The 22,157-nt window shown below is 52.9% G+C and carries 22 protein-coding genes; 5 read left to right on the top strand and 17 right to left on the bottom strand.

The features are described 5' to 3' along the window. The first annotated feature begins 5 nt into the window (after window positions 1-5). Window positions 6-1,043: an aldo/keto reductase gene (locus ACR809_RS12730; protein WP_004176170.1), complete on the top strand. Its 1,038-nt coding sequence runs from the start codon at window positions 6-8 to the stop codon at window positions 1,041-1,043. Window positions 1,044-1,094: 51 nt separating this feature from the next. Here the strand turns inward: ACR809_RS12730 and ACR809_RS12725 are convergent, their stop codons facing one another. The 3 genes from ACR809_RS12725 to ACR809_RS12715 form a co-directional block, all read right to left on the bottom strand. Further along, window positions 1,095-2,039: an SMP-30/gluconolactonase/LRE family protein gene (locus ACR809_RS12725; RefSeq protein WP_064155908.1), complete on the bottom strand. Its 945-nt coding sequence runs from the start codon at window positions 2,037-2,039 to the stop codon at window positions 1,095-1,097. Between the two features lie 65 nt (window positions 2,040-2,104). Beyond that, a complete protein-coding gene (locus tag ACR809_RS12720) occupies window positions 2,105-3,286 on the bottom strand; it encodes an aldo/keto reductase (RefSeq protein WP_004891956.1) in 1,182 nt (393 codons plus the stop codon). 45 nt (window positions 3,287-3,331) lie between these two features. Then, on the bottom strand, window positions 3,332-4,318 hold the full coding sequence (locus tag ACR809_RS12715) for an aldo/keto reductase (RefSeq protein WP_009307857.1): 987 nt from the start codon (window positions 4,316-4,318) through the stop codon (window positions 3,332-3,334). Window positions 4,319-4,534: 216 nt separating this feature from the next. Here ACR809_RS12715 and ACR809_RS12710 point away from each other — a divergent pair, with 216 nt between their 5' ends. Next, on the top strand, window positions 4,535-5,443 hold the full coding sequence (locus ACR809_RS12710; RefSeq protein ID WP_122051308.1) for a LysR family transcriptional regulator: 909 nt from the start codon (window positions 4,535-4,537) through the stop codon (window positions 5,441-5,443). Window positions 5,444-5,624: 181 nt separating this feature from the next. Here ACR809_RS12710 and ACR809_RS12705 read toward each other — a convergent pair whose 3' ends face one another. The 4 genes from ACR809_RS12705 to pgtC form a co-directional block, all read right to left on the bottom strand. Continuing rightward, window positions 5,625-6,143, bottom strand: a complete 519-nt coding sequence (locus tag ACR809_RS12705) for a GrpB family protein (protein ID WP_004199889.1) — start codon at window positions 6,141-6,143, stop codon at window positions 5,625-5,627. A gap of 127 nt (window positions 6,144-6,270) precedes the next feature. Then, window positions 6,271-7,521 (bottom strand): two-component system response regulator PgtA, encoded by a 1,251-nt coding sequence (pgtA, locus tag ACR809_RS12700; RefSeq protein WP_122051653.1) that lies wholly within the window; start codon window positions 7,519-7,521, stop codon window positions 6,271-6,273. Beyond that, window positions 7,511-9,505: a two-component system sensor histidine kinase PgtB gene (gene pgtB, locus ACR809_RS12695; RefSeq protein WP_162992581.1), complete on the bottom strand. Its 1,995-nt coding sequence runs from the start codon at window positions 9,503-9,505 to the stop codon at window positions 7,511-7,513. Before pgtB ends, pgtA begins: the two co-directional genes overlap by 11 nt. 11 nt (window positions 9,506-9,516) lie before the next feature. Continuing rightward, window positions 9,517-10,737 (bottom strand): phosphoglycerate transport regulator PgtC, encoded by a 1,221-nt coding sequence (gene pgtC / locus ACR809_RS12690; protein WP_122051306.1) that lies wholly within the window; start codon window positions 10,735-10,737, stop codon window positions 9,517-9,519. Window positions 10,738-11,142: 405 nt separating this feature from the next. Between pgtC and pgtP the strand changes: the two genes are divergently transcribed. Then, complete coding sequence (pgtP, locus tag ACR809_RS12685) at window positions 11,143-12,534, top strand: phosphoglycerate transporter PgtP (RefSeq protein ID WP_004184088.1); 1,392 nt, start codon at window positions 11,143-11,145, stop codon at window positions 12,532-12,534. 136 nt (window positions 12,535-12,670) lie between these two features. On the opposite strand, the gene lysM is transcribed toward pgtP, so the two are convergent. The 9 genes from lysM to ACR809_RS12640 form a co-directional block, all read right to left on the bottom strand. After that, window positions 12,671-13,120, bottom strand: coding sequence for a peptidoglycan-binding protein LysM (gene lysM / locus ACR809_RS12680; protein ID WP_004184091.1), 450 nt, complete (start codon window positions 13,118-13,120; stop codon window positions 12,671-12,673). Window positions 13,121-13,368: 248 nt separating this feature from the next. Further along, complete coding sequence (locus tag ACR809_RS12675; RefSeq protein WP_004190051.1) at window positions 13,369-13,989, bottom strand: LysE family translocator; 621 nt, start codon at window positions 13,987-13,989, stop codon at window positions 13,369-13,371. Between the two features lie 205 nt (window positions 13,990-14,194). Beyond that, the gene (locus tag ACR809_RS12670; protein WP_117119741.1) at window positions 14,195-15,301 is read right to left on the bottom strand and encodes a PTS fructose transporter subunit IIC; all 1,107 of its coding nucleotides are present in this window, start codon (window positions 15,299-15,301) and stop codon (window positions 14,195-14,197) included. A gap of 42 nt (window positions 15,302-15,343) precedes the next feature. Beyond that, complete coding sequence (locus tag ACR809_RS12665; RefSeq protein WP_020316888.1) at window positions 15,344-15,655, bottom strand: PTS fructose transporter subunit IIB; 312 nt, start codon at window positions 15,653-15,655, stop codon at window positions 15,344-15,346. 56 nt (window positions 15,656-15,711) lie between these two features. Further along, complete coding sequence (locus tag ACR809_RS12660; RefSeq protein WP_122051305.1) at window positions 15,712-16,182, bottom strand: PTS sugar transporter subunit IIA; 471 nt, start codon at window positions 16,180-16,182, stop codon at window positions 15,712-15,714. Window positions 16,183-16,298: 116 nt separating this feature from the next. Further along, complete coding sequence (gene alsE / locus ACR809_RS12655; protein WP_042937443.1) at window positions 16,299-16,979, bottom strand: D-allulose 6-phosphate 3-epimerase; 681 nt, start codon at window positions 16,977-16,979, stop codon at window positions 16,299-16,301. Window positions 16,980-16,999: 20 nt separating this feature from the next. Beyond that, window positions 17,000-18,262: a PTS ascorbate transporter subunit IIC gene (locus tag ACR809_RS12650; RefSeq protein ID WP_009307844.1), complete on the bottom strand. Its 1,263-nt coding sequence runs from the start codon at window positions 18,260-18,262 to the stop codon at window positions 17,000-17,002. Between the two features lie 30 nt (window positions 18,263-18,292). After that, on the bottom strand, window positions 18,293-18,559 hold the full coding sequence (locus ACR809_RS12645; protein WP_065901196.1) for a PTS sugar transporter subunit IIB: 267 nt from the start codon (window positions 18,557-18,559) through the stop codon (window positions 18,293-18,295). An 11-nt stretch (window positions 18,560-18,570) separates the two neighbouring features. Continuing rightward, window positions 18,571-19,008, bottom strand: coding sequence for a PTS sugar transporter subunit IIA (locus ACR809_RS12640; RefSeq protein ID WP_004143637.1), 438 nt, complete (start codon window positions 19,006-19,008; stop codon window positions 18,571-18,573). 217 nt (window positions 19,009-19,225) lie between these two features. On the opposite strand from ACR809_RS12640, the gene ACR809_RS12635 reads away from it, so the two are divergent. Then, on the top strand, window positions 19,226-20,278 hold the full coding sequence (locus tag ACR809_RS12635) for a LacI family DNA-binding transcriptional regulator (protein WP_004151868.1): 1,053 nt from the start codon (window positions 19,226-19,228) through the stop codon (window positions 20,276-20,278). A 110-nt stretch (window positions 20,279-20,388) separates the two neighbouring features. Here the strand turns inward: ACR809_RS12635 and ACR809_RS12630 are convergent, their stop codons facing one another. Then, a complete protein-coding gene (locus ACR809_RS12630; RefSeq protein WP_074442078.1) occupies window positions 20,389-20,607 on the bottom strand; it encodes a hypothetical protein in 219 nt (72 codons plus the stop codon). Window positions 20,608-20,823: 216 nt separating this feature from the next. Between ACR809_RS12630 and oxlT the strand changes: the two genes are divergently transcribed. Beyond that, the gene (gene oxlT / locus ACR809_RS12625) at window positions 20,824-22,122 is read left to right on the top strand and encodes an oxalate/formate MFS antiporter (protein ID WP_004176133.1); all 1,299 of its coding nucleotides are present in this window, start codon (window positions 20,824-20,826) and stop codon (window positions 22,120-22,122) included. Window positions 22,123-22,157: the final 35 nt, after the last annotated feature.

Here is a 22,157-nt window from a genome sequence, read left to right as displayed (position 1 = left end):
ACCGAATGAAGTATGTGAATCTGGGTCGTAGCGGGTTGAAAGTCTCCCGTCTTTGTCTCGGTTGTATGAGTTATGGCGAACCTGAACGTTTGCCTCAACCCTGGTCCCTGGATGAAAAGGCGTCACGACCGCTCATTCGTCAGGCGCTTGAAGCCGGCATTAATTTTTTTGATACCGCGAATATCTACTCGGGCGGTAGTTCAGAAGAAATTACAGGAAAAGCGCTGAGAGAGATGGCCAGACGCGACGAGATCGTTGTAGCGACAAAGACCTTCTTTCCGTGGCGCAACTCACCCAATACCGGGTTTCTTTCCCGCAAGGCCATTTTTCAGTCTATTGACGATAGCCTGATGCGCTTAGGCATGGATTATGTGGATCTCTTTCAGATTCATCGCTTTGACTACTCCACGCCTGTTGAAGAGACCATGGAGGCTCTGCATGACGTCGTTAAAGCAGGAAAAGCGCGTTATATCGGCGCATCTTCTATGGAAGCCTGGCGCTTTGCAAAAATGCAGCATACCGCTGAGCGTAACGGTTGGACCCGATTTATCACGATGCAACCGCAATACAACCTGCTTTACCGGGAAGAAGAGCGCGAGATGCTGCCCCTGTGTGAAGACCAGGGCGTTGGGGTGATCCCCTGGAGTCCGATGGCACGCGGCAGGCTCACGCGCGACTGGAGTGTCACGTCCCGACGAACGCAAAACGATGCCTTTGCGTTAAAAATGTATGAGAACGCAGCCCTTCTGGATAAGCCCGTTATTGATGTTGTTGCCAGCATTGCCGAAAAGCACGCGGTGCCAAGAGCTCATGTTGCAATTGCCTGGCTGTTATCAAAATCCGTCATCACAGCACCGATCATTGGCGCAACGAAACCAGAACATCTTTCCACGGCTATCAGCGCGCTGGACTTTTCACTTAGCGATGCCGAAATCACGGAACTGGAAGCTCGCTATCTGCCACACCCCGTTGACGGGATCATTCCCCCGCTTCCGGATACGCCGCCTTCCCTCACGCCACCTTCAGCGATCCAGAACTATTAACACCCTGCCCTGGCCCGGCGTTGCCGGGTCTCCCAGACCACTCATTCCCGGTCACTGATGTGAAAAGGGAAACGGTGCCGGCGCGAATGCGCCCGATCGAAAAATCATCGCTCCACCAGGTTCGGTCCCGCTGTTGGCGACAATAAACAACTCGCGATGCCCGGGGCGGATCGCCAGGCTTGTCGATTTAAGGTTACGGCCTTTGTCGCGGTCAGGCAGCACAATTTGCCCAATAGGCAGTCCGTTGCGGTTGAAGACCATGACGCGGCCCTGGCCTGAGATGGCCACATATACATTGCCTTCGCTGTCGACACGGGCCCCGTCTGGCGCCGGCCCGGTGAACTGATAGGTAACAACTGAACCAAACGGGGCGACCGTGGTGGCGTCTGACAGTCTTACGCGATGAAGCCTGTTTTTAGCGTGTTCTGTGGCCCATATCTGAGAGCCGGCGGGGTCAATCGCTATGCCGTTCCCGACCGCGAGTCCAGGCAGGATGGCATGAATTGACCCGACATTGGGACTAACGTAGAACACCCCACCCTGTGGATCGGCTGAATTTCCCCGGCTGTCAGTGAAATAAAATCCGCCCTGATTATCAAAGACCAGATCGTTGACAAGAAATCCAGTATCAGGGGCAACAATCATCTGCTCACGGGTGCCGTCGGGTTCGATAGCCCGGACAGAACCTCGCTGCATATCGCCCACCGAGGCGATAAAGATCCGTCCATCTTTGTGTACCGCCAGGCCGGAAGCACCGAATGAATTCTCCTTAAGGACAATGGAAAGCTGCCGCTCCGGGGTTAGCTTAAACACGCGCCCCGTCGCCACATCAACAAACAGTAGGTTATTGTTCCGATCGAACACGATCCCTTCGAGCACGAGCGACGCCTGTGAAACGTTGAAGTACGGCTGGGCCTCCACGGTCTGAAGAGAACGCTCCCAGGGCGGTATGGGGACGGCACTGCATGTAAGCGCGTTATGATTTAGTCCATTCATGTGGTTTATCCCCGGCAATAATACAGAGGGAGACTTCACCTGCAGTCTCCCTGTGACAGCAGGTATTAACTTTTATCAAACTGACTTTCGGTAAACGGATCGGCGCGACCGCCCTGCAATGGGATTTTGGCAAGCGCCGCATCGATTTCGCGTAGCTCGCTGTCCGTCAACCGGACTTGCGGTGCACCGCTGTTTTCTATCAGGTGCGGATATTGCGTCGTACCCGGGATAGGGACAATCCAGGGCCGCTGCGCCATCACCCAGGCCAGCGCGAACTGAACCGGAGTGGTGTTTTTGCGACGGGCCCACGACTGCGCAAATTCAAGCAGCACCATGTTTTTGGCCAGGGCATCGGGCTGGAAGCGTGGCAGGTTATGCCGCCGATCGGTGCTGTCGAACCGCTGGCTTGGATTGACTGCTCCGGCGAGGAAGCTGCGGGCAGTCGGGCAGTAAGGTACGAAACCGATACCCAGCTCTTCGAGCGTTGGAAATATCCGCGTCTCCGGTTCCCGCCACCACATGGCATACTCACTCTGCACCGCAGTCACAGGGAGTACCGCATGTGCGCGGCGAATTGTCCTGGCACTCGCTTCCGACAGTCCCCAGTGTTTCACTTTACCCTCCTGGATCAACGCCTTCACGGTTTCCGCCACATCCTCGATCGGCACATTCGGATCGGGGCGATGCTGATAGAGAAGATCGATGTGGTCCGTTTTCAGACGCTTTAGCGAGCCTTCTACGGCGCGGCGGATATGGTCAGGATGGCTGTTAAGGGAAGTGGGCTTCCCCTCCTCCACGCCGAAGCCGAACTTGGTGGCAATCACCACACGATCGCGAACAGGGGCCAGTGCTTCCCCGACAAATTCTTCACTGAGATGGGGGCCGTAGACCTCGGCAGTATCAAAGAACGTGATACCTTGTTCGAAGGCTGCCCGGATAAGCGAAACCATGGCTTTACGATCGCGCGGACCTCCGCCGTAATAACCCACCATCGGCAGGCACCCGAGTCCCATGCTGGACACCTCCAGCGAGCCGAGTTTACGCGTGGTTAAGGTTTCCTTCCGGACGGGAGCAGCATCCGAAGGGGCGTTCGGCGTGTCCTGACCAGCCGGTTTCGCCATCACGGCGCCGCTCCTGCCAAGGGTGGTTGCGGCCAACGCCAGACCGGCGCCGGCGATCAGAAAATTGCGCCGGTCCCGGGAAGCGGGTACGGCAGCAGAAGGCTGGTCATGCATCATCTTGCTCATAAACTGGAACTCCCTATAACGAAGAAAGGATTCATTAATTGGTCATTACCAGGCATAAGCCTGGGGCGCTTCTCCCCCGGGGCCGGGCCAGATTTCGTCGAGACAGCTCATGGTGTCGTCTGATAGCGTGACTGTCGTTGCGTGAAGCGCCTGCTGGAGTTGTTCGACCGTACGAGGCCCAATCAGTGGAGCGGTAACGACAGGATTCTGCAGGAGCCACGCCAGGGCCACATCGGAGGGGGTTTCGCCGAGGTCCTCACATAATCCTTCATAGGCTTCCAGCTGCGGACGATACTGTTCGATTAGACGGGCAAACGCGGGCCTGGCACGGCGCCCGCTTGCCATCTTTTTCAGTACGCCGCCAAGCAGCCCTCCGGCAAGCGGGCTCCAGGGGATCAACCCCAGGCCAAAATGGCGGCATGCGGGAATGACCTCCAGCTCAATGGTGCGGGCTGTCAGATTATAAAGACTTTGCTCGGCGACCAGGCCCAGGAAATGACGGGCCGTGGCAACTGACTGCGCAGTCGCAATGTCCCAGCCCGCGAAATTGCTGCTACCGATATAAAGAACCTTTCCCTGCTGAACAAGCAGTTCCATGGCCTGCCAGATCTCTTCCCACGGCGTATGACGATCGATGTGATGCATCTGATAGACGTCAATATGGTCGGTCTTAAGCCGTCGCAAACTGTCCTCGCAGGCTTTGCGAATATGGTAAGCAGAAAGCCGGCGATCGTTCGGGCCCGGTCCCATAGGCTGATAGACTTTTGTCGCCAGAACGATGCGTTCACGGCGGCCACCCTGCTGAAGCCAGCGACCAATAATTTCCTCGGACAGCCCCGAGCCTTGCTGGATATCGGGAGATTGTTCAGTGCCATACACGTCTGCTGTATCAATGAAATTGATACCCGCCTCAAGCGCCTCATCCAGAATGCGGGCGCTGGTCTTCTCGTCGGTGACGTCACCAAAATTCATGGTTCCGAGACAAAGGCGGCTGACTTTCAGGCCGGTGCGGCCAAGATGCGTATAGTTCATAAACGGCTCCGTTAGGTGAGTGTTCCGCCCTGGCCTACCAGCCAGAGCGCATGATTTTCAAGAATAACGAAGCACAACGTGTACAGTGAGTGGACGTGCATGAATGGACTTGTGAAAAAAATTCAGCAATGGATTAGCCCTAATCGGTCTAAGGTGTATATCATTTCTTCATCAACGCATTCGGGTTTTAACGCCGCATAAGGAAAACTATTCTGTATGCAAATAAGCAGAGCTGATGTTGCCGATCTTATTTATTTCATGGCGATTGCACGTCATCGCAGCTTCAGCCGTGCGGCAATTGAACTAGGCGTCAGTGCATCAGCGCTGAGTCATGCCCTGAAGGGGCTGGAAACCCGGCTTGGGGTTCGCCTGCTTAATCGCACGACCAAGAGCGTCACCCCTACGGCAGCAGGTGAGGAACTGGTTCAGTCTGTTCTTCAGCCTTTCGACGCCATAGAAGGCGCGCTTGAATCGCTTAACCGGTATCGCAATACCCCTACCGGTCGTATCCGCATCAATGCAGCCGTTGAAGCGGCAAATCTTTTGCTTGCGCCGATCATGCCCGCTTTTATGGATCGCTATCCCGATATTGAAATCGATATTGTGGCCAGCAACCGTATGGTTGACGTGACTGATGCGGGCTTCGATGCCGGCATCCGCTACGGTGGCACCGTCCCGGAGGACATGGTTGCCCGGCGTTTATCTGCCGATATTCGCTGGGTTATCGCGGCCTCCCCTGATTATCTGGAACGCTACGGAACGCCTGAACATCCGGATGATTTATTACACCATCGCTGCATCAGCAATCGTCTCGGTGACGATCGGGTTTATCGCTGGGAACTTGCGCGAGACGGCGAAACATACCAAATGACGGTGCCAGGCTCAGTGACGGTCAATCATGCCGAAACGGGTCTGGTGGCCGTATTGGGCGGGGCTGGCCTGATGTATTTTCCGGAGCCTCTTGTTGCACCCTATGTCAAGGATGGACGGCTCCGTCTGGTGCTTACGGAATGGTCCCCACTGGAGGAAGGTTTTCATATCTATTATTCAAGCCGCCGGCAATTGCCGACCGGGCTTCGCCTTCTGATTGAGTTCATACAGGAGGCCAAGCCGCTGGGGTTGTGAAATAGTGTCTCCATACTGAACGATGCGTTATCGGCTTTATCGCCCCGTCGCTTATTCAGAATGCTCAGTTGCAGGAAGCCGCAGGGAGTCTGCAAGGCGTGCTGTTTGCTAATAATGGAGAAACAAGAGGTAACGCTGTGAAAAATTACAAAAAAAACATGGGCTGTAGTTTATTTGAAGGCTAGCCCAGGTGACCCGCATCAATAAGCGCCATACGAAGATGTTTCTGAATGAAATCCGCTTTATAAATGCTGTATCGGTGGCTGTCATTTTCACATAATAACATCGCGCTTTTTTTCATTAAAGCGTACTGAATGGCTACGTCATTGTGTTTAATAAGGTAATCACGGAATGCCAGGTGTTTTATGATTTGAGCATCCCCGGTGGCAAACGCATGGATATGATGACTACGCTGATTTCCACCTTTTGTAAAGTACCTACGATTTAAAATGCCGTTTTCACCACGCACAGTATATCCTACACCCTCCATTGCCTGATTCAAACTGTCCAGTTCTTCAAGATTAGCAACTTCGATTAATATATCTATTACTGGCTTAGCTGATAATCCAGGCACCGAGGTGCTACCAATATGATGAATCCGGGATATCACTTTACCAAGCGTCATCTGCAACAGAGTACGTTCGTTCTCAAATAAAGCCGGCCACATCTCATCATAATCAACTACAGTCAATATTCGCATGTTCAACAGTCACACCTTTTAAGGAAATTTAAGCAGTCACAATAACATAAATCGCCTCTGCTGACTTGAAGGCATTTATAATCTGTATCTGTCCTCATAATTTTCAACCATCGTCTGACAAGATGCCCTAAACCCCTTTGTAGTGCTCTTTATTCAGACCATACTTCTTCATTCTGAGATAAAGTTTTTTACGCGGTATCAGCAGATACTCCGCCACCTCATTAATACGTCCCTGGTGGATATTCAGCGCTTCGGTGATGATCTGCCGTTCGACGTCCTCAACCCGCTGATCCAGCGGCGTCGGCTCGCCAATGTGCATCAGCGGATTAACCGTTTCTGCGAGTGGTAATACCCCTACTGCAAACAGCTCGGCGGCGTTCGCCAGTTCGCGAACGTTATTTGGCCACACCCGGCGCATCATCCCCTTCAACAGACCAGCATCCACCTCCGGGACGGGATGATTCAGCCGTTGACAGGTTTTTTGCAAATAGTGATGAAACAGCGGCTCGATATCATCAGGTCGCTTTGACAGAGGCTGGCAGCCAATTTGCGTCATCGCGAAGCAGTAATAGAGTTCCGCCACTATCTGGCTGCTGGCGGCCAACTCCACCAGCGAAGCGCTACCAATACCAATCAGGCGAAAAGGCCGCTTCTCATGACTCTGCAGCTGTACCAACTGATGCTGTTGCTCGTGAGTCAGATGCTCGGGGTGACTTAAGACCAGCGTTCCGCCCTGGGCCTGGGCGATCAGTTCATTAAGCGTATGGGCGTTAGCCGGAGTCAGCTCGCAGGCGATAAACGGACCTTCAGCGTGCCGTCCTAACTGGTGCAGGTAACGCGCGCCGGTCATGCGGCCGGTTCCCGGCTCGCCGTAAAGCCATACCGCAATATCCGTTTCTGCCAGCTGCTGAAGGCGCTGGCGATACCGAACCGTCCATTGGCTGCGGCCAATAAGCTCAACCTGTAATTTTTGCTGACAATACTGGCGACGGGCGATAACCGATTGCCTCTGACGCAGCGCGGCGTCCACCAGCGTGAGCAGTTTGCCCGGATCGATCGGCTTTTGCAGGAAATCCCAGGCCCCTTTTTTCACCGCCTCCACCGCCATCGGCACATCGCCGTGACCGGTGATAAGCAGAATCGGCAGCAGATCGTCATCCTGATGAAACAACGTCATTAAATCGATACCGGAGCAGCCGGGCATGCAGACATCGCTTAAAACGATGCCGGGCCAGTCCTTCGGCACCTGCTCCCGCGCATCAACCGGATTATTACAGGCACTGACATGATACCCCGCTTGCTCAAGCAGCTGCGTATAGGCATCCAGCACATCGGCATCATCGTCAATCAGCAGAATCGAACAGTTATTACTCAACATCTTTTACATCCGTCAAATTGAATTCCAGCACCACGCAGGCACTGCGTGTAAACGTCGACGCCAGGCGCAACGCCCCTTCCATTTGCGTCATCAGCGAAACACATATCGAAAGCCCTATTCCGAGCCCCACGGTTTTACTGGTAGTGAACGGCTTTAACAGCGAAGGGAGTAAGGCCGCAGGCCAGCCAGGGCCGTTATCGGCAATCAACACGCACAGCCTTCCGCCCTGGATTTGCCAGCTCACGGTGATTTGCGCGGCGTGCGGGCAGGCGTCGAGGGCATTGGACAGCACGTTCACCAGCACCTGATGGACGCGCACTTCGTCCCCCTGGATCCAGACAGTGTCATCCGGTATCACCAGCGTCCCTTGCTGAGGCTTATGACGCATCGCCAGCAGTTCCCACGCCACGGTAAACGTCTGACGCAAATCGACCGGATGCAGCGGCGTTTCCAGTTCTGCGCGGCGGGTAAACTGGCGCAGGGAGCGGATAATCGCGTCAATGCGGTTGATCAGCCCTTCTGCTTTGCTTAACGTCGTCCGCGCCTGCTCCGCCTGTCCCTGTTCGATCGCCCTTCCCGCCGTAAAAAGATACATCGACAGCGCGTTCAGCGGCTGATTAATCTCATGCGCCAGGGTGGTCATCGTCTGTCCCACCACCGCCAGTTTAGCGGTCTGGATCAGCTCGTCCTGCGTGGCGCGCAGATCGGTCTCAATCGCTTTTCGCTCGCCAATCTCCTGTTCCAGCTGCTGTTTTTGCGCATTAAGCTGACCCAGGGTATGACGAAGCAAACCGGCAATACGTCCCAGCTCGTCGCGCCCGTAAACCGGAATGGTCGCCTCGGTCCGGCCCAGACCAATCTGCACCACCGCCTGATTCAGCGCGGTAAAGCGTTTCACCAGCCGCGAGCGAATAAAATAATGGTTTAGCCCCCATGCCAGCAGCAGCGCCAGCAAGGTCGCCACCAGGATTAACCCGCCGCTGACCCGGACAATCTGCGCCATACGCTGATTAAACATCTGCATCTGCTGGTGACTGCTGCCAAGCTGGGCTTCCAGCAGCGTTCTGAAGCGCCCCAGCGTCGTTTCTCTGGACCGGCTGGCTTCCACGAGCGCTTTTTGCGCGCTAACATAGTCGCGCATGGTATCCGGCATATTATTTTTCACCATGCCAATTTCCAGCAGCTCATCAATCGTTTGTCGCAGGGTAATGGTGCTCGGCCAGTCATCCAGCGCACGGATATTTTCATCCGCCGTTTTTTTCAGGTTTTCAAGATAGCGGATATGCGTCTCCACCAGCATGCCGTCATCATTCCCGGATTTCAGTTCATTGAGCCTGTCGCGCAGGTCGTCAACGATCTGATTTTCAATACGAGCCAGGGTATAGACCTGCTGCTGTTCATTCTGCACTTCCCGGGCGCGTTTCAGATACTGCCTCGCATCCCCCTGTCGGGCTTCAATCTGATCGAGCAGCGTTCCCTGTTGCCAGGTAAAATCCTGCACCAGCGAATTCAGCTCGGTAGTGAAATCATCGTGCAGCCAGTCGATCCGCGCCGCAAGCTCTCCCACCTTTTCACGAACCAGAAACATGTTGTAGAGCACGCGATCCAGTTCCGCCAGCAGCGCGCGGCTGTCCTGCAATATCACCCCCAACTGCTGGCGTTCTGCCGGCGACAACCCCTGACTTAGCCGTTCTATTTTGTCCAGATGCTGGATAATCTGGTTGCGCAGCTGCAGTCGTACCGTGGTATTTGGTGCCAGCAGAAATTCATTGAGCTGATCGACCACCAGGTTGAGATTCCCTTCAATCAGAAAAGCCGCATGGATGCGCGGAAAATACTCATCCAGCGAATAGCGGATCTGCGAACTTTGTTCATGCCAGGAATAGAGGCTTACGCTGCTGACAATCAGCGTAAGCAGCGCCCCCGTCAGAAATGCCCCGCGCAGACTGCTACTGATACTGATTTGCCGCAGGCGTTGCAGCATGGACCTGTCCGTCATTTCAGTTCTTCCAGTTTAGTAATCGCCTGCCGCTGGTTGTTGAGAAACCAGAGCTGCCACTCCATCATCTGCTGTTCCGCAAAACTTTTGTTGTCGAACTGAGCCAGCCAGGTTTCATCCTCGCTGCTGGCCGGATCCACCGGGACACGGGTGAGCAGCGCCCGTATCTCGGGCAGCGGACGCTTAAGACGGACCTCCGCGCTATGCAGCGCTCGCCAGGCGTCTTTGAGCTGAGCAAGACGAAAGCTAATCGCCGTATCAAACATCCGCTGAACCAAACGCTGACGTTTGAGGATCAATCGATAGTTTAATGGCGGTTGATTCATCAGCATCGCCTGCTGCGCCGCCCGTGGATTGCCTGGCGCCAGCGGTGTTACCGGATACTTCCCGGTATTAGCGTCGGCGAGGATCGTCTGGCCCTCCGGACTTAACAGATAGCGAATAAACCGCCGCGCTTCGCTGGCGTGCTGGCTGTTTTTAAGCACTGCGACATAGGTCGGCGAAACCGCCGACTGGGGGAAATAGGTAAAAGCCAGGTGCGGATCGTTCAGTAGCAGATTGGCGTAATTATCAATCACCGGACCAGCCACGCCCAGGCCGCTTTTAATCTTATCTGCCACCCCAAAGCTACGGGATGAAATGGTCACGAGGTTTCCCGCCGTCGTCAACAGCGTTTCCCATCCTTTAATCCAGCCTTTTTGTTGCAGCAGCGACTCCACCATCAGATGGTTGGTATCCGAACGCGACGGACTGCTCATCAGCAGCGCCCCCTGATAACGGGGATCGGTCAGGTCATCCCAGTCCGCTGGCGCAGGCAGATGCCGGGTCATCAGCGCTGAGCGATTCATCAGCAAACCGAACCCGGAGATCGCCACGGCCACGGAGGTGGAGCGAATGGATTCCGGCACCAGATGTTGGCTGACTGCCGGCGCACCGCTGAACGGCGCCAGTTTTTGATGCTCCTGAAGATGCTGCAGCAGCATCGGCGACGAAGTCAGGATCAGATCGACATTTTCGGCATTTGCCGTATCAAGCAACTGTTCCAGCGAGGCGCTGGTGCGGTTGAGCGTCCTTATCATCACCGACCCCGGCTCTTTCTGCCAGCGATCGATAATCCACACGGTGGCGCTGGGAGAAAATGTCGTCGCCATCACCAGCTCATTGCTTTGCGCCGCACAGGGTCTCAGCCATGCGGTCAGCAGCAGCAGCGCGAGCATTTTGCTCACTATCCTGACCCCACGAAGAAATATGTTTGTGATCCCGTTCATAAATATTGAAATACCGTAAAAACCGCGTTGAGACAAAACTTACCCGTTTATGACATCTGGTGAATTAATCGCCGCGAGCGGAAAAATAGTCAAACGGGCGTCCGGGAATATCGGGAAAGATTACCAGATAATGATTAGGCAATTTGTTAGTGTCCGCACAAGCCGGACATAAAACCAGCGCAAAATTAATTGCGCAAAATCTCGCTCATGCCAGATGGGTCAAAAACAACCCGTCCCTGCATTATTTTGAGTCAATTTTGACTCATTTCGACGATTTGAATTTTTTAGCCGCTTATTTCACCCTTCGGGGTAATTACTCCTGATGTTCATATCAATATAAATACAGGTGACGACATGTTATCATTATTAAAAAAAGGCCCGTCGGCGAATAAAGTTCCTGCTGAGAAAATTCAGGCAACCTATGGTCGATACCGTATGCAGGCGCTGCTAAGCGTATTTCTGGGATACCTGGCGTACTATATCGTGCGCAATAACTTCACCTTATCCACGCCCTATCTGAAAGAACAGTTAGACCTCAGCGCCACGCAGATCGGTTTGCTCAGCAGCTGTATGCTCATCGCCTACGGGATCAGTAAAGGCGTAATGAGCAGCCTCGCGGATAAAGCCAGCCCGAAAGTCTTTATGGCCTGTGGCCTGGTGCTGTGCGCTATCGTCAACGTCGGGTTAGGATTCAGTACCGCATTCTGGGTCTTCGCTGCGCTGGTTGTCCTGAACGGCCTGTTTCAGGGTATGGGGGTCGGCCCCTCTTTTATTACTATTGCGAACTGGTTCCCGCGCCGTGAGCGTGGCCGCGTAGGGGCGTTCTGGAACATTTCCCATAACGTCGGCGGCGGAATTGTCGCCCCGATCGTCGGCGCCGCATTCGCCATTCTCGGCACCGAGCACTGGCAGAGCGCCAGCTACATTGTACCGGCCTGCGTGGCGGTGGTATTCGCCATTAGCGTACTGGTGCTGGGTAAGGGTTCGCCGCGCGAGGAAGGTCTGCCTTCGCTGGCAGAGATGATGCCGGAAGAGAAAGTGGTGCTGAAGACCAAACACGGCCAGAAAGCGCCGGAGAACATGAGCGCATTTCAGATCTTCTGTACCTACGTACTGCGTAACAAAAACGCCTGGTATGTCTCCTTTGTGGATGTGTTTGTCTATATGGTGCGTTTCGGCATGATCAGCTGGCTGCCAATTTACCTGCTGACGGTGAAACATTTTTCCAAAGAACAAATGAGCGTCGCATTCCTGTTTTTTGAGTGGGCGGCGATTCCGTCTACTCTGCTGGCCGGCTGGCTCTCCGACAAGCTGTTTAAAGGGCGCCGGATGCCGTTAGCCATAATCTGTATGACGCTAATCTTCATCTGTCTGATTGGCTACTGGAAAAGCGAATCTCTGCTGATGGTCACGGTATTCGCGGCGATTGTGGGCTGCCTTATTTATGTCCCGCAGTTTCTGGCCTCGGTCCAGACCATGGAAATCGTCCCCAGCTTTGCCGTCGGTTCAGCCGTGGGTCTGCGCGGATTTATGAGCTATATCTTTGGCGCATCGTTAGGCACCAGCCTGTTCGGCGTAATGGTCGATAAAATGGGCTGGCACGGCGGGTTCTATCTGCTGATGGGCGGGATCGTCTGCTGCATACTCTTCTGCTACCTCTCTCATCGCGGCGCGCTGGAACTTGAGCAACAGCGTAAAATCACCGAGCAGGAAGAGGCCCGACTGGCACTGGCTGACGCACAGTAAGCGCCTGAACCCGGGGGAACAAAGAGCCAGCTTGCTGGCTCTTTTGCCGTTGAGAGAGGAATAGATGTCCGCGGCGGCTTCCGACAGCGGTATAAAGCAAGTATTCCTGCCATCGCTGATGTTGCTGCTGAGTGGCCTACTTCGCCGGGATAATCAGCACCTGACCCGGATAGATTTTGTCGGGATGGGTCAGCATCGGTTTATTGGCTTCAAAAATGCGTTGATACTCATTGGCCGAGCCATACATCGCTTTTGAGATTGCGCTCAGAGTGTCACCGGATTTGACCGTGTAAAAACGACTTTCCGCCCCGCTTTGCGTCACCTTAACGCCGTCACTGACCTGGCCTACGCCAGTGACATTCCCGACCGCAACCAGAATTTTTTCCTTATCCTCCTGCGAAGCGACATCACCAGTGACCGTTGCGGTGCCATCTTCCGCAACATCAATATTGACCTTTTCGGCGCCAGGCAGATTAAGTCCATCGATATGTTTTTTCAGCTTATCGGCCCGATCTTCTTTACTGTCGCCGGAGACGGCATCCCATATTTTCTCGCCCGCTTCTTTCACAAAATTTAATAATCCCATCTTTCCATACCTCCACGACTGTTACATGAACACATGTTCCTCGGCCCCGTTGACCCAATGTTCGGGATATTGGTTTTGATATCCACCATCGCGACAACTGCTTGAGGCAGCACAAGCTGCCATCAAAGTATAATCAATGAGCGTCAAAGTGCAGGAAATTTGCCATGGTATGGCAGGAAAGTCTGTATTCCGGCAAGGCGACACCGGATGAAAGCGGGCATTGCCCCCCGGGCGGACGAAACCGGAGACTACCGCCGACTCATGGCCAGCTTCGCGGCGAATAACAGAAACAGGCAGCCGGTCGTCCGATCCATCCATTTCACTACGGCTGGTTTTTTCAGGATGCCTGCGGCATAGCGAGTGGCGGTAATCAGCGTTAACGACCACAGCGTACCAATCAATACATGGATAGCGACCAGGAGAAAAGTCCAGCTCACGGGTGAATGCCCGGCGGGGATAAACTGAGGTAAAAACGAAACGTAGAAAACACCCATTTTGGGATTAAGCACATTCCCCAGCATCCCACGCAGAAACCAGTTACTGGTGGTAGTGGATTCTGCCGGAGTGGTGTTAAATTGCTGGCGCGGGCGCAGAAGCAACTGGATGCCCAGCCAGCAAAGGTAGCCCGCTCCGCACCATTTCAACAAGGTATAAGCCAACTCAGAAACCGCCAGCAGCGCCCCTAAGCCAAAGGCCACCACGGCGCCCCAAATAAAGCATCCGAGATCAATGCCTAACGCGGCATGCAAGGCTTTGCGTCCACCTTCAGCGGTCGCCGTGCGCAGGATGAGCGCGGTATCGAGACCTGGTGTAAGAGTAAGCAGTGTGGCAGCGAGGGTGTATGCAAGAAGTGAATCAGTGACGAGCATTTCCTGTCTCCGAAAGAGACAAGGCTACTGAAGGGTTCACATTTTTGCAACAAAATTATTTCCCCTGATCTTCTGCTTACCCTGCTCCATTTTTCTTCGGGGATGACAGATGCAAAGAGTAGCCCATGACTAAGTAATGCTTAGTCATGGGCTGATGTTCTTACAGGAAGAGCTTAATGTTGATTTAAAATAACCCTGGGATACGTTAGCTCACTTTAATATCATCCAGGTCGATATCCTCTTCTTCGTAATCATTATCAACAATCACGTCGCGAGGGATATCTTTTTTGATGACAGCATAGACCGTGGCGGTAACAACGATATTCACCAGCAGGGCCATGATGCCTGCCATCGGATGTGACATTGTGGGGATCATCAGTACTCCGCCAAAAGGAACCGTCGCATCCGCACGATAGACCATGGTGACCGCCCCGCCGCACGCGCCGCCGATAGCCGCCGCCGCGATACCGCGCACAATATCATTCATGACGATCGGGATAGAACCCTCAACGATATTCACAATCCCCATCGGAACCGCTGATTTTAAGGTTTCCACTTCTTCACGGTTATAGATATTTTTACGCAGCAGTTTGGCAATAAAGAAAGCCAGGCCAAATCCGATAGGCGTAGCGGTGTTAACTAACTGAAGTGCGGTAATGGGTTCATTTATCCCCTGCGCCTGCAGGGTCAGCACGAAAGCAAAGCATGTCTTATTCAGCGGGCCGCCAAAATCAACAATACACAATGCGCCTATGACTGCGCCTAACACCAAATTCGACGACGTGCCCATGCTTCTCAGGAAAGACGTAAGCGCTTCCGTAAAGATACCGATAGGCGTACCGATGATATAGACCATAATCAGGCAGCTGATAATGGAGGCAAAAAAGGGAACGATCAGCGTCGGCATCAACCCGCGGGCCCAGTCAGGCACCTTGACGTTTTTAATGATCGCCAGCGCAATATACCCCGCAATATAGCCACCAATCATCCCACCGATAAAGCCTGCGCTTATGGTATTCGCCGCCAGCCCGACGACAAATCCTGGCGCGATGCCTGGTTTGCCGGCGATCGAGCCAGATATTCCCACGGCAATCACCACCGGCAACAGCCCAAGCGCCTTGGCGCCCAGGGTGGCCATCGCCTGCCATACATCAAATTGTCCCGGAGTTAACGTGTCCTGCACCGTTCCGCCAAGCCCCATGCCGATGGCGATAATAAACCCAGAGCCACAGACAATGGGGATCAGAAACGAGATAGCGGTCAGCAGATGTCCTTTAGGGTTTGCTGCTTGCCATATTTGTTTTAGAGACATAAGTCACGCCCTTTAATGTAGAGTCGCCAGGCCGAAATAAAATTATGAATTGACTAGTTCACTGAGTTTTTCAATCAACTTATTGGGGGATTTGACTGCCGTTTCCGTCGCGACTTTAACGACTTTCTTGCCGGCAAATCTCTCCTCGCCCGTTACTTTGACATCGGCAGCAAGCAGGACAATATCTGCTGCGGCAATCTCATCAGCGGTTAACGGGTTCTCAATGCCGATGGTTCCTTGCGTCTCGATTTTAACGTTATGTCCGGCTTTTTTAGCCGCAGTTTCAATTTTCTTTTGCGCAATATAGGTATGTGCAATCCCCACCGTGCAGGCGGTAACGCCGACAATATTCATAATGTTTCTCCGTTAATTAATTTAATAAATTACCAATCGATATTAGCAAGTTGGTATTAAGCATCGGCGTTTTCTGTTTCTGAATTGAAAAGCGCAATGATTTTATGTGGATCAGATTCAACAAGTAATTTAGCGATAATGTCTTCATCCGCCAGTGACCCAGACACTTGTGCCAACAGGCGAATATGGGTGGCATTTTGATCCACCAGGCAAACCGCAAATAAAATAACACAGCGGACATCGCTGCCATCCATGGTCTCCCAGGGAATGGCATGTTGCGTGCGTCCGATGGCTAATGCGGTACGGGAAACACCGGAAGATTTACCATGCGGGATCGCAATATGATTTTCAAAACCGGTAGAGCCTTGCTCCTCACGTAACCAGACATCACGAATAAAGTCTTCCTTATTGGTGACGGCGCCATCCTGGATAAGTAAATCGGTGAGTTCTTCTATCACCTCTTCTTTGGTTCTGGCGGTCATATTTAACTTGATGTTTTTAACATTAAGCACTGTCGAAATATCCATGATTCACCCGCATTCATATAGAGTGGTCGTTAAATAACAAACCAGCATCGCTGGCGTGATGCAGATCTTTTAAGGCTTATTCAAATACACACTGTGGTTCGAAGAGAGATAACCCGTTATGCAGCGACAGTTTCCCGCTGGAAGATCTCGATCATTCTGTCCCACGCCTGGCTGACATCCTCATGGAGCGAAAACAGACCCGATGTGCCGACGATAAAGACATCTACCCCGGATTCAGCAATCTGACCGAAGGTTTTCTCATTGCAAGAGCCATCAATTTCCGTCAGAAAGTGATAACCATTATTTTTGCGCATGTTGATGAGCTTTCTAATCTTGTTCAGCGACTCAGGAATAAACTTTTGTCCGGCATAGCCAGGGTCAACCGACATGACCGTCACTTTATCCAGCAGATGCGCATATTCGGCAATGCTTTCTGCCGGTGTCGCCGGGTTCAGCACCACCCCGCACTTTTTGCCTGCATCCTTGATCTGATTCAGCAGGCGGAATATTTTGTTATTCGCCGTCTCGGGATGAAAGCTGATGATATCGGCGCCGGCCTCGAGACACATGGGAATGATATCTTCCGGATGATTCACCATCAGATGAACATCAATGGGCACAGTAGTAATTTTTTTCAGATTCTCAATAAAAAAGGGAGACAGTGTGATATTGCGGACGTAATTGCCATCCATTATATCAACATGGTAAAAATCCGCTTTTTTATTCATTGCCGTGATCTGCTCTTTGAACTGCGTTAAATCCATGCACATCAGTGACGGTGAAAATTTAGCGCTCATAAACCACCTCCGATAAATAGTTAGTTAAACATTGCGATGATATGACCCAGCACGATGCCGACAACGCCAAAGTCTGCGTCTCCAAAGGTTGTGGAGCCCAGTCCCATATCCCCCATCATGGGCAAGAGAATGGCAGGCAGGAACGAAATGAGCAGACCGTGAGCAAAAGCCCCTACCACCGCCCCGCGACGTCCGCCGGTAATGTTGCCGTAAACCCCCGCCGTGGCCCCGCAGAAAAAGTGGGGAACCAGGCCCGGGACGATGACGCTCAAGCCGAACAGCGGGCAGAGGAACATACTGACCAGCCCTGCGACAAAGCTTGCGAGGAAGCCGACGATGACGGCATTCGGAGCGAAGGGAAACACCGTCGGACAGTCCAGCGCCGGCTTCGCGTCTTTAACCAGTTTGTCTGCAATCCCTTTAAACGCCGGGACGATCTCGGCAATCACCATCCGAACCCCGGCGAGGATGATATAAACTCCTGCAGCAAACGTGAGGGACTGAATAATGGCGAAGATAATAAAGTTCTGACCAGCGCTCAGGGTCTCCTCGACAAAGGATTTGCCCGCAACGAGCACCAGCACCAGAAACAGAATCATCATAGTGAGAGAGATGGCCACCGACGAGTCGCGAAGAAAATTGAGTGACTTAGGCACTTTAATTTCTTCAATCGAGGGGCTACCTTTCCCGACGACTTTGCCCACCAGCGCGGAAAGCAGATAACCAATAGAGCCAAAATGGCCGAGAGCCAGATCGTCGGTATTGGTAATTTTACGGGTAAACGGCTGCAAGATAGCCGGGGAGATGACCATCATCGCACCGAGAATAACCGCCCCGATGGCCACCACCCATCCCCCTGACAAGCCCCCTACAGACAGGATAACCGCCAGCATCGCAGCCATATAAAGCGTATGATGTCCGGTCAGAAAGATGTACTTTAATGGCGTTAGACGCGCCAGGGCGATATTGATCAGCATGCCCAATACCATAATGGTGGCGGTTTCCGTGCCGTAATTCTTCTGCGCCAGAGCGGCCATGGCATCAGTGTTGGGCACCACGCCCTGAATATGGAAAGAATGTTCAAATAACTGGCTAAAGATGGTTAACGTATAGGCTATAATACCGGCGCCGGCGGTCAATATGACAAAACCCATGATGGTTTTCAGCGTGCCTGAAATAACGTCTGAAATTCCTTTTTTTTGCAACAGCAGACCGATCAGTGAAAATAAACCAACCAGTATCGCCGGTGTTCCTAGCACATCATAAATAAGAAAATGAAGCATGTTTAACTCCACGAATCAGATAGCCGTTGCTTAAATGTTTTCTGCTAAAATTTCTTTAATTTTATTGTTATCAAGTAAATTACTTAATCCAACGACCTTTGCAGAGTGACTGCTAAGATGTTCTGCAATGTCTTTGGCGCTGAGAATAAGATCGGCAGTTTCGCTTTTTGCCGACGTCAGATCGGTATGTGCGACTTCAGCTTCTTTATTCATTTCGGCAAGGATCTTTTTGACATTCATTTCAATGATGAAGCTGCTGCCTAAACCATTACCGCACACGATAAGTACTTTTTTCATTCTGTTTTCCTTCAGTCAATAACGGCCTGAATCGCCTTGCTATCATCGGCATTTAACAATCGGTGTAACTTTTGCTGATCGCTAAAGATTTCAGCCAGTTCACCAATCATCGTGATATGTTCATTTCCGGAACGAGCGCATAGTATGATTACCACGTATACCGGATCGTTCTCTGTCGAGCCGAACGACACCCCTTCTTTAATATGAAGAAGCGATAATCCATTTCTTAATACCCCCTGTTCAGGACGGGCATGAGGCATCGCCAAGCCGGGAGCTAATACGTAATAAGGCCCAAGTTCTTTATGGCTTTGCAAAATCGCCTCAATATACGACCCGGCTATATACCCTTGCATCAGCAAGGGTTCTGCTGCAAGTCGAACGGCATTTTCCCAGCTATCTATTGAGTTAATGACTTTAATTTTATCCGGGGTTAACCAGTCTCTGATCATATGCTCTCCCGAGGGGGTCTATGTGCTGCACTATAAACAGCTAAATAAAATGCAACTGTGATACACCTCCCAAAGTTAGCGCTAACAAAGAAAAATGTTAAAAAGTGCGTTACCGCTAACACTGGCTATAATGTGCTTTCCCCCTCGCTGTGGTAAGTTATAATGCGATTCGCAGATATACTTTCGTTATATTTTATTTTTCAAACGGTTGGTGATTTTGGTGAAGAGTTTAGACGCGGACGGTAGCCCGAAAGAAAAACGACGTAAAGGAACGGGTAAGATAACCCTGACCGAGGTGGCTGAGTTTGTCGGTGTGAGCGCCATGACCGTCTCGCGAGCGCTGAGAATGCCTGAAAAAGTGAATCCTGAGCTTCGCGATCGCATCGATGCGGCCGTCAGTCAACTCGGCTATGTCCCTAATCTGCAGGCACGTAATCTGGCGTCGGTCCATTCCGATCTTATTCTCGCCGTCGTTCCCACCTTCTCTTCGCCGGGTTTTTTGCCGGTCTCTGAAGCGCTGCAAAAAGTGCTGACCGAACGCGGATATACCATGATGTTTATGGAATCCGGGCATGACGGTCAAAGTGAACAGAAGACGTTTGAAAAAATGCTCGCCTATAACCCGGCGGCCATTATTCAGTTCAATATCGATACCATTGAGAGCTGCACCCAGTTGCTGGCCAACGTGGATGTTCCTATTCTGGAAATTGGCGCGCTAAATACCCACCCTGTGGGTATGTGCATCGGCGTGGATTACGGTAAGGCCGTAAAACAGATCGTGACTCATCTGGCCGACGCCTCATTAAAAAACATCGCACTGCTCTGTACCCCGGCTAATAACACAATGTTTCGCCAGTTGCTGAGCGGTTGGAATACGGCGATGCTCGCTCTGAACCGCTCCCCGCACCGGGTGGTAACCACGCATTTGCCATCCACCATCGCCACAGGCGTCAATATATTCAAGGATATGATGATTACCTGGGGCGATCTGGATGCGTTAATTTGCACGTCGGATGAAATGGCCTGTGGATGTATGATGGCCTGCCACAGTGCCGGCATCAAGGTACCCAATACCGTAGCCATTGCGAGTTTAGGCGGAGGAGTGTTATCGACAGTCTGTTCCCCTGCCCTGACAACCGTTGAGTTTCCCTGGCATGACATTGGGGTGAAAGCCGGTAAAGCCCTTCTCGAACTGCTTAACGATAAGCCTGGTGAAAAGTTCATTGAAATTCCGTCAGTGCTCAAAGTCCGGGCCAGTACCGCGGCATGAACTTAGTATAGGGCGGTAAGGCTTCCCCTATCTAGTATCTGTGTGTGGTAGCCAGGCTTTCTACCAGGAAGAATGTCTCTCTGCGAGAGTCCATACAATAAATGCCCAGCTCATAAAACAAAAAATAGTCGGGACAGTAGCGTTTTTTCGCTACTAAGCGGGTAAACCGCCAGCCTCATTTCCCGTTTATCTTGCCAGCCGCCCCAGGCGGTGATTTCGTAGCCTCGACCCGCCTGGGCGGCTTTGCACTGAAGTCCGTCTAGCGCCAGTCCAGGATATACGATGTCTCCTACGCCAGTTAGCAGGCAAAGCGCACCGCGATAATTCATTTGCACCGCCCTGGTGCCGCACATTCACCATGCCGCCCCCCGTCAGACATGCCCTCATTACATTAACTAATTGAATATAAAAAATTATTTTATATGGCACGTTTAATGCTCTTCGCTTGTATACCGCAATGTGGACAAGAACGTATGCCATATGGCCACAACAGGTCGCCAGTCTGCGGTCGCAACCTTCCCCTTTCTGTGAGGCATCCAGGGTGGATGCGTTTCACGGAAGCCTGCTTACTGAAAACGGAGAACAACATGACGACACTCAGCGAACCGTTGGTTACCCCGAAATATGGCAAATGGCGCCAGCTGGTGCTGGGCCTGATCTGTATGGCCGCCATCTCCAGTCCGCAATATGTCTGGACGCTGTTGACAAAACCCCTGGCCGCCAAACTTGGCGTCGGTCTGCCAGAATTGCAGGTCACCTTCTCGCTGCTGATCATCCTGCAGACCTTCTTTTCCCCTTTTCAGGGGCGGTTAGTGGAAAAATTTGGCCCACGGCGGCTGATCGCTATTGGCACGGTGATGGCGGGAATGAGCTGGGTGCTTTCTGCGCAGGTGAATGGCCTGGCAACGCTCTGGCTGGTTTATGGCTGCATGGGCGGCCTCGGGACCGGGATCGTCTACATCGGCGTTGTCGGCCTGATGGTCAAATGGTTCCCACAGCAGCGGGGATTTGCCGCCGGCGCGGTGGCGGCGGGCTACGGGATGGGGGCCATCATAACCACCTTCCCCATCTCCCTGTCGCTGACCACTAACGGCCTTGAACACACGATGACGACTTTCGGGATCCTTTTCGCCCTCGTCGGCTTCCTCGCCAGTCAGGGGCTGAAGCTGCCGCCGCCCGCTGTCTCCCAGCCCGTCAGTCAGACGGTGGTGCAGAGCAGCAGATCGTTTACTTCCCGGGAAATGCTGCGCCAGCCGCTGTTCTGGCTGATGTTCGCCATGATGGCGATGATGTCGACTTCCGGGCTGATGGTCACTTCGCAGATGGCGGTGTTCGCCGAGGATTTCGGCATTAGCCAGGCGGTGGTGTTTGGCATGGCGGCGCTGCCGCTGGCGTTAACGATAGACCGCTTTACCAACGGCTTAACCCGGCCGCTGTTTGGGTTTATTTCCGACCGCTTCGGCCGCGAGCAAACCATGTTTATCGCCTTTGCGCTGGAGGGGGTAGCGATGATGCTCTGGCTGGCGTGCCGGGAAGATCCGCTGCTGTTTGTCCTGCTCTCCGGGGTGGTGTTCTTTGGCTGGGGGGAGATCTTCTCGCTCTTCCCGTCGACGCTCACCGATACGTTCGGCAGCGAGCATGCCGCCAGCAACTATGGCTGGCTGTATATTTCGCAGGGCATCGGGTCAATCTTTGGCGGTCCGCTGGCGGCACTGCTCTATCAGCACACTCACGGCTGGCATGTGGTCTTCAGCTGCGCGATTGGCCTTGATTTTGTCACCGCCGCCCTCGCGCTGTGGGTGCTAAAACCGTGGCGCGCGCGCTTTATCCGCCAGCATAGCTAATCGTCCGCCGGGCAGAAGTGACGGCTCGCCCGTCA

The sequence above is a fragment of the Klebsiella sp. CD33 genome, from assembly GCF_051992865.1.
GTDB lineage: Bacteria > Pseudomonadota > Gammaproteobacteria > Enterobacterales > Enterobacteriaceae > Klebsiella > Klebsiella pneumoniae.
Note: the sequence above shows the minus strand (reverse complement) of the source record. Positions and strands in the feature narration are given on the sequence as shown.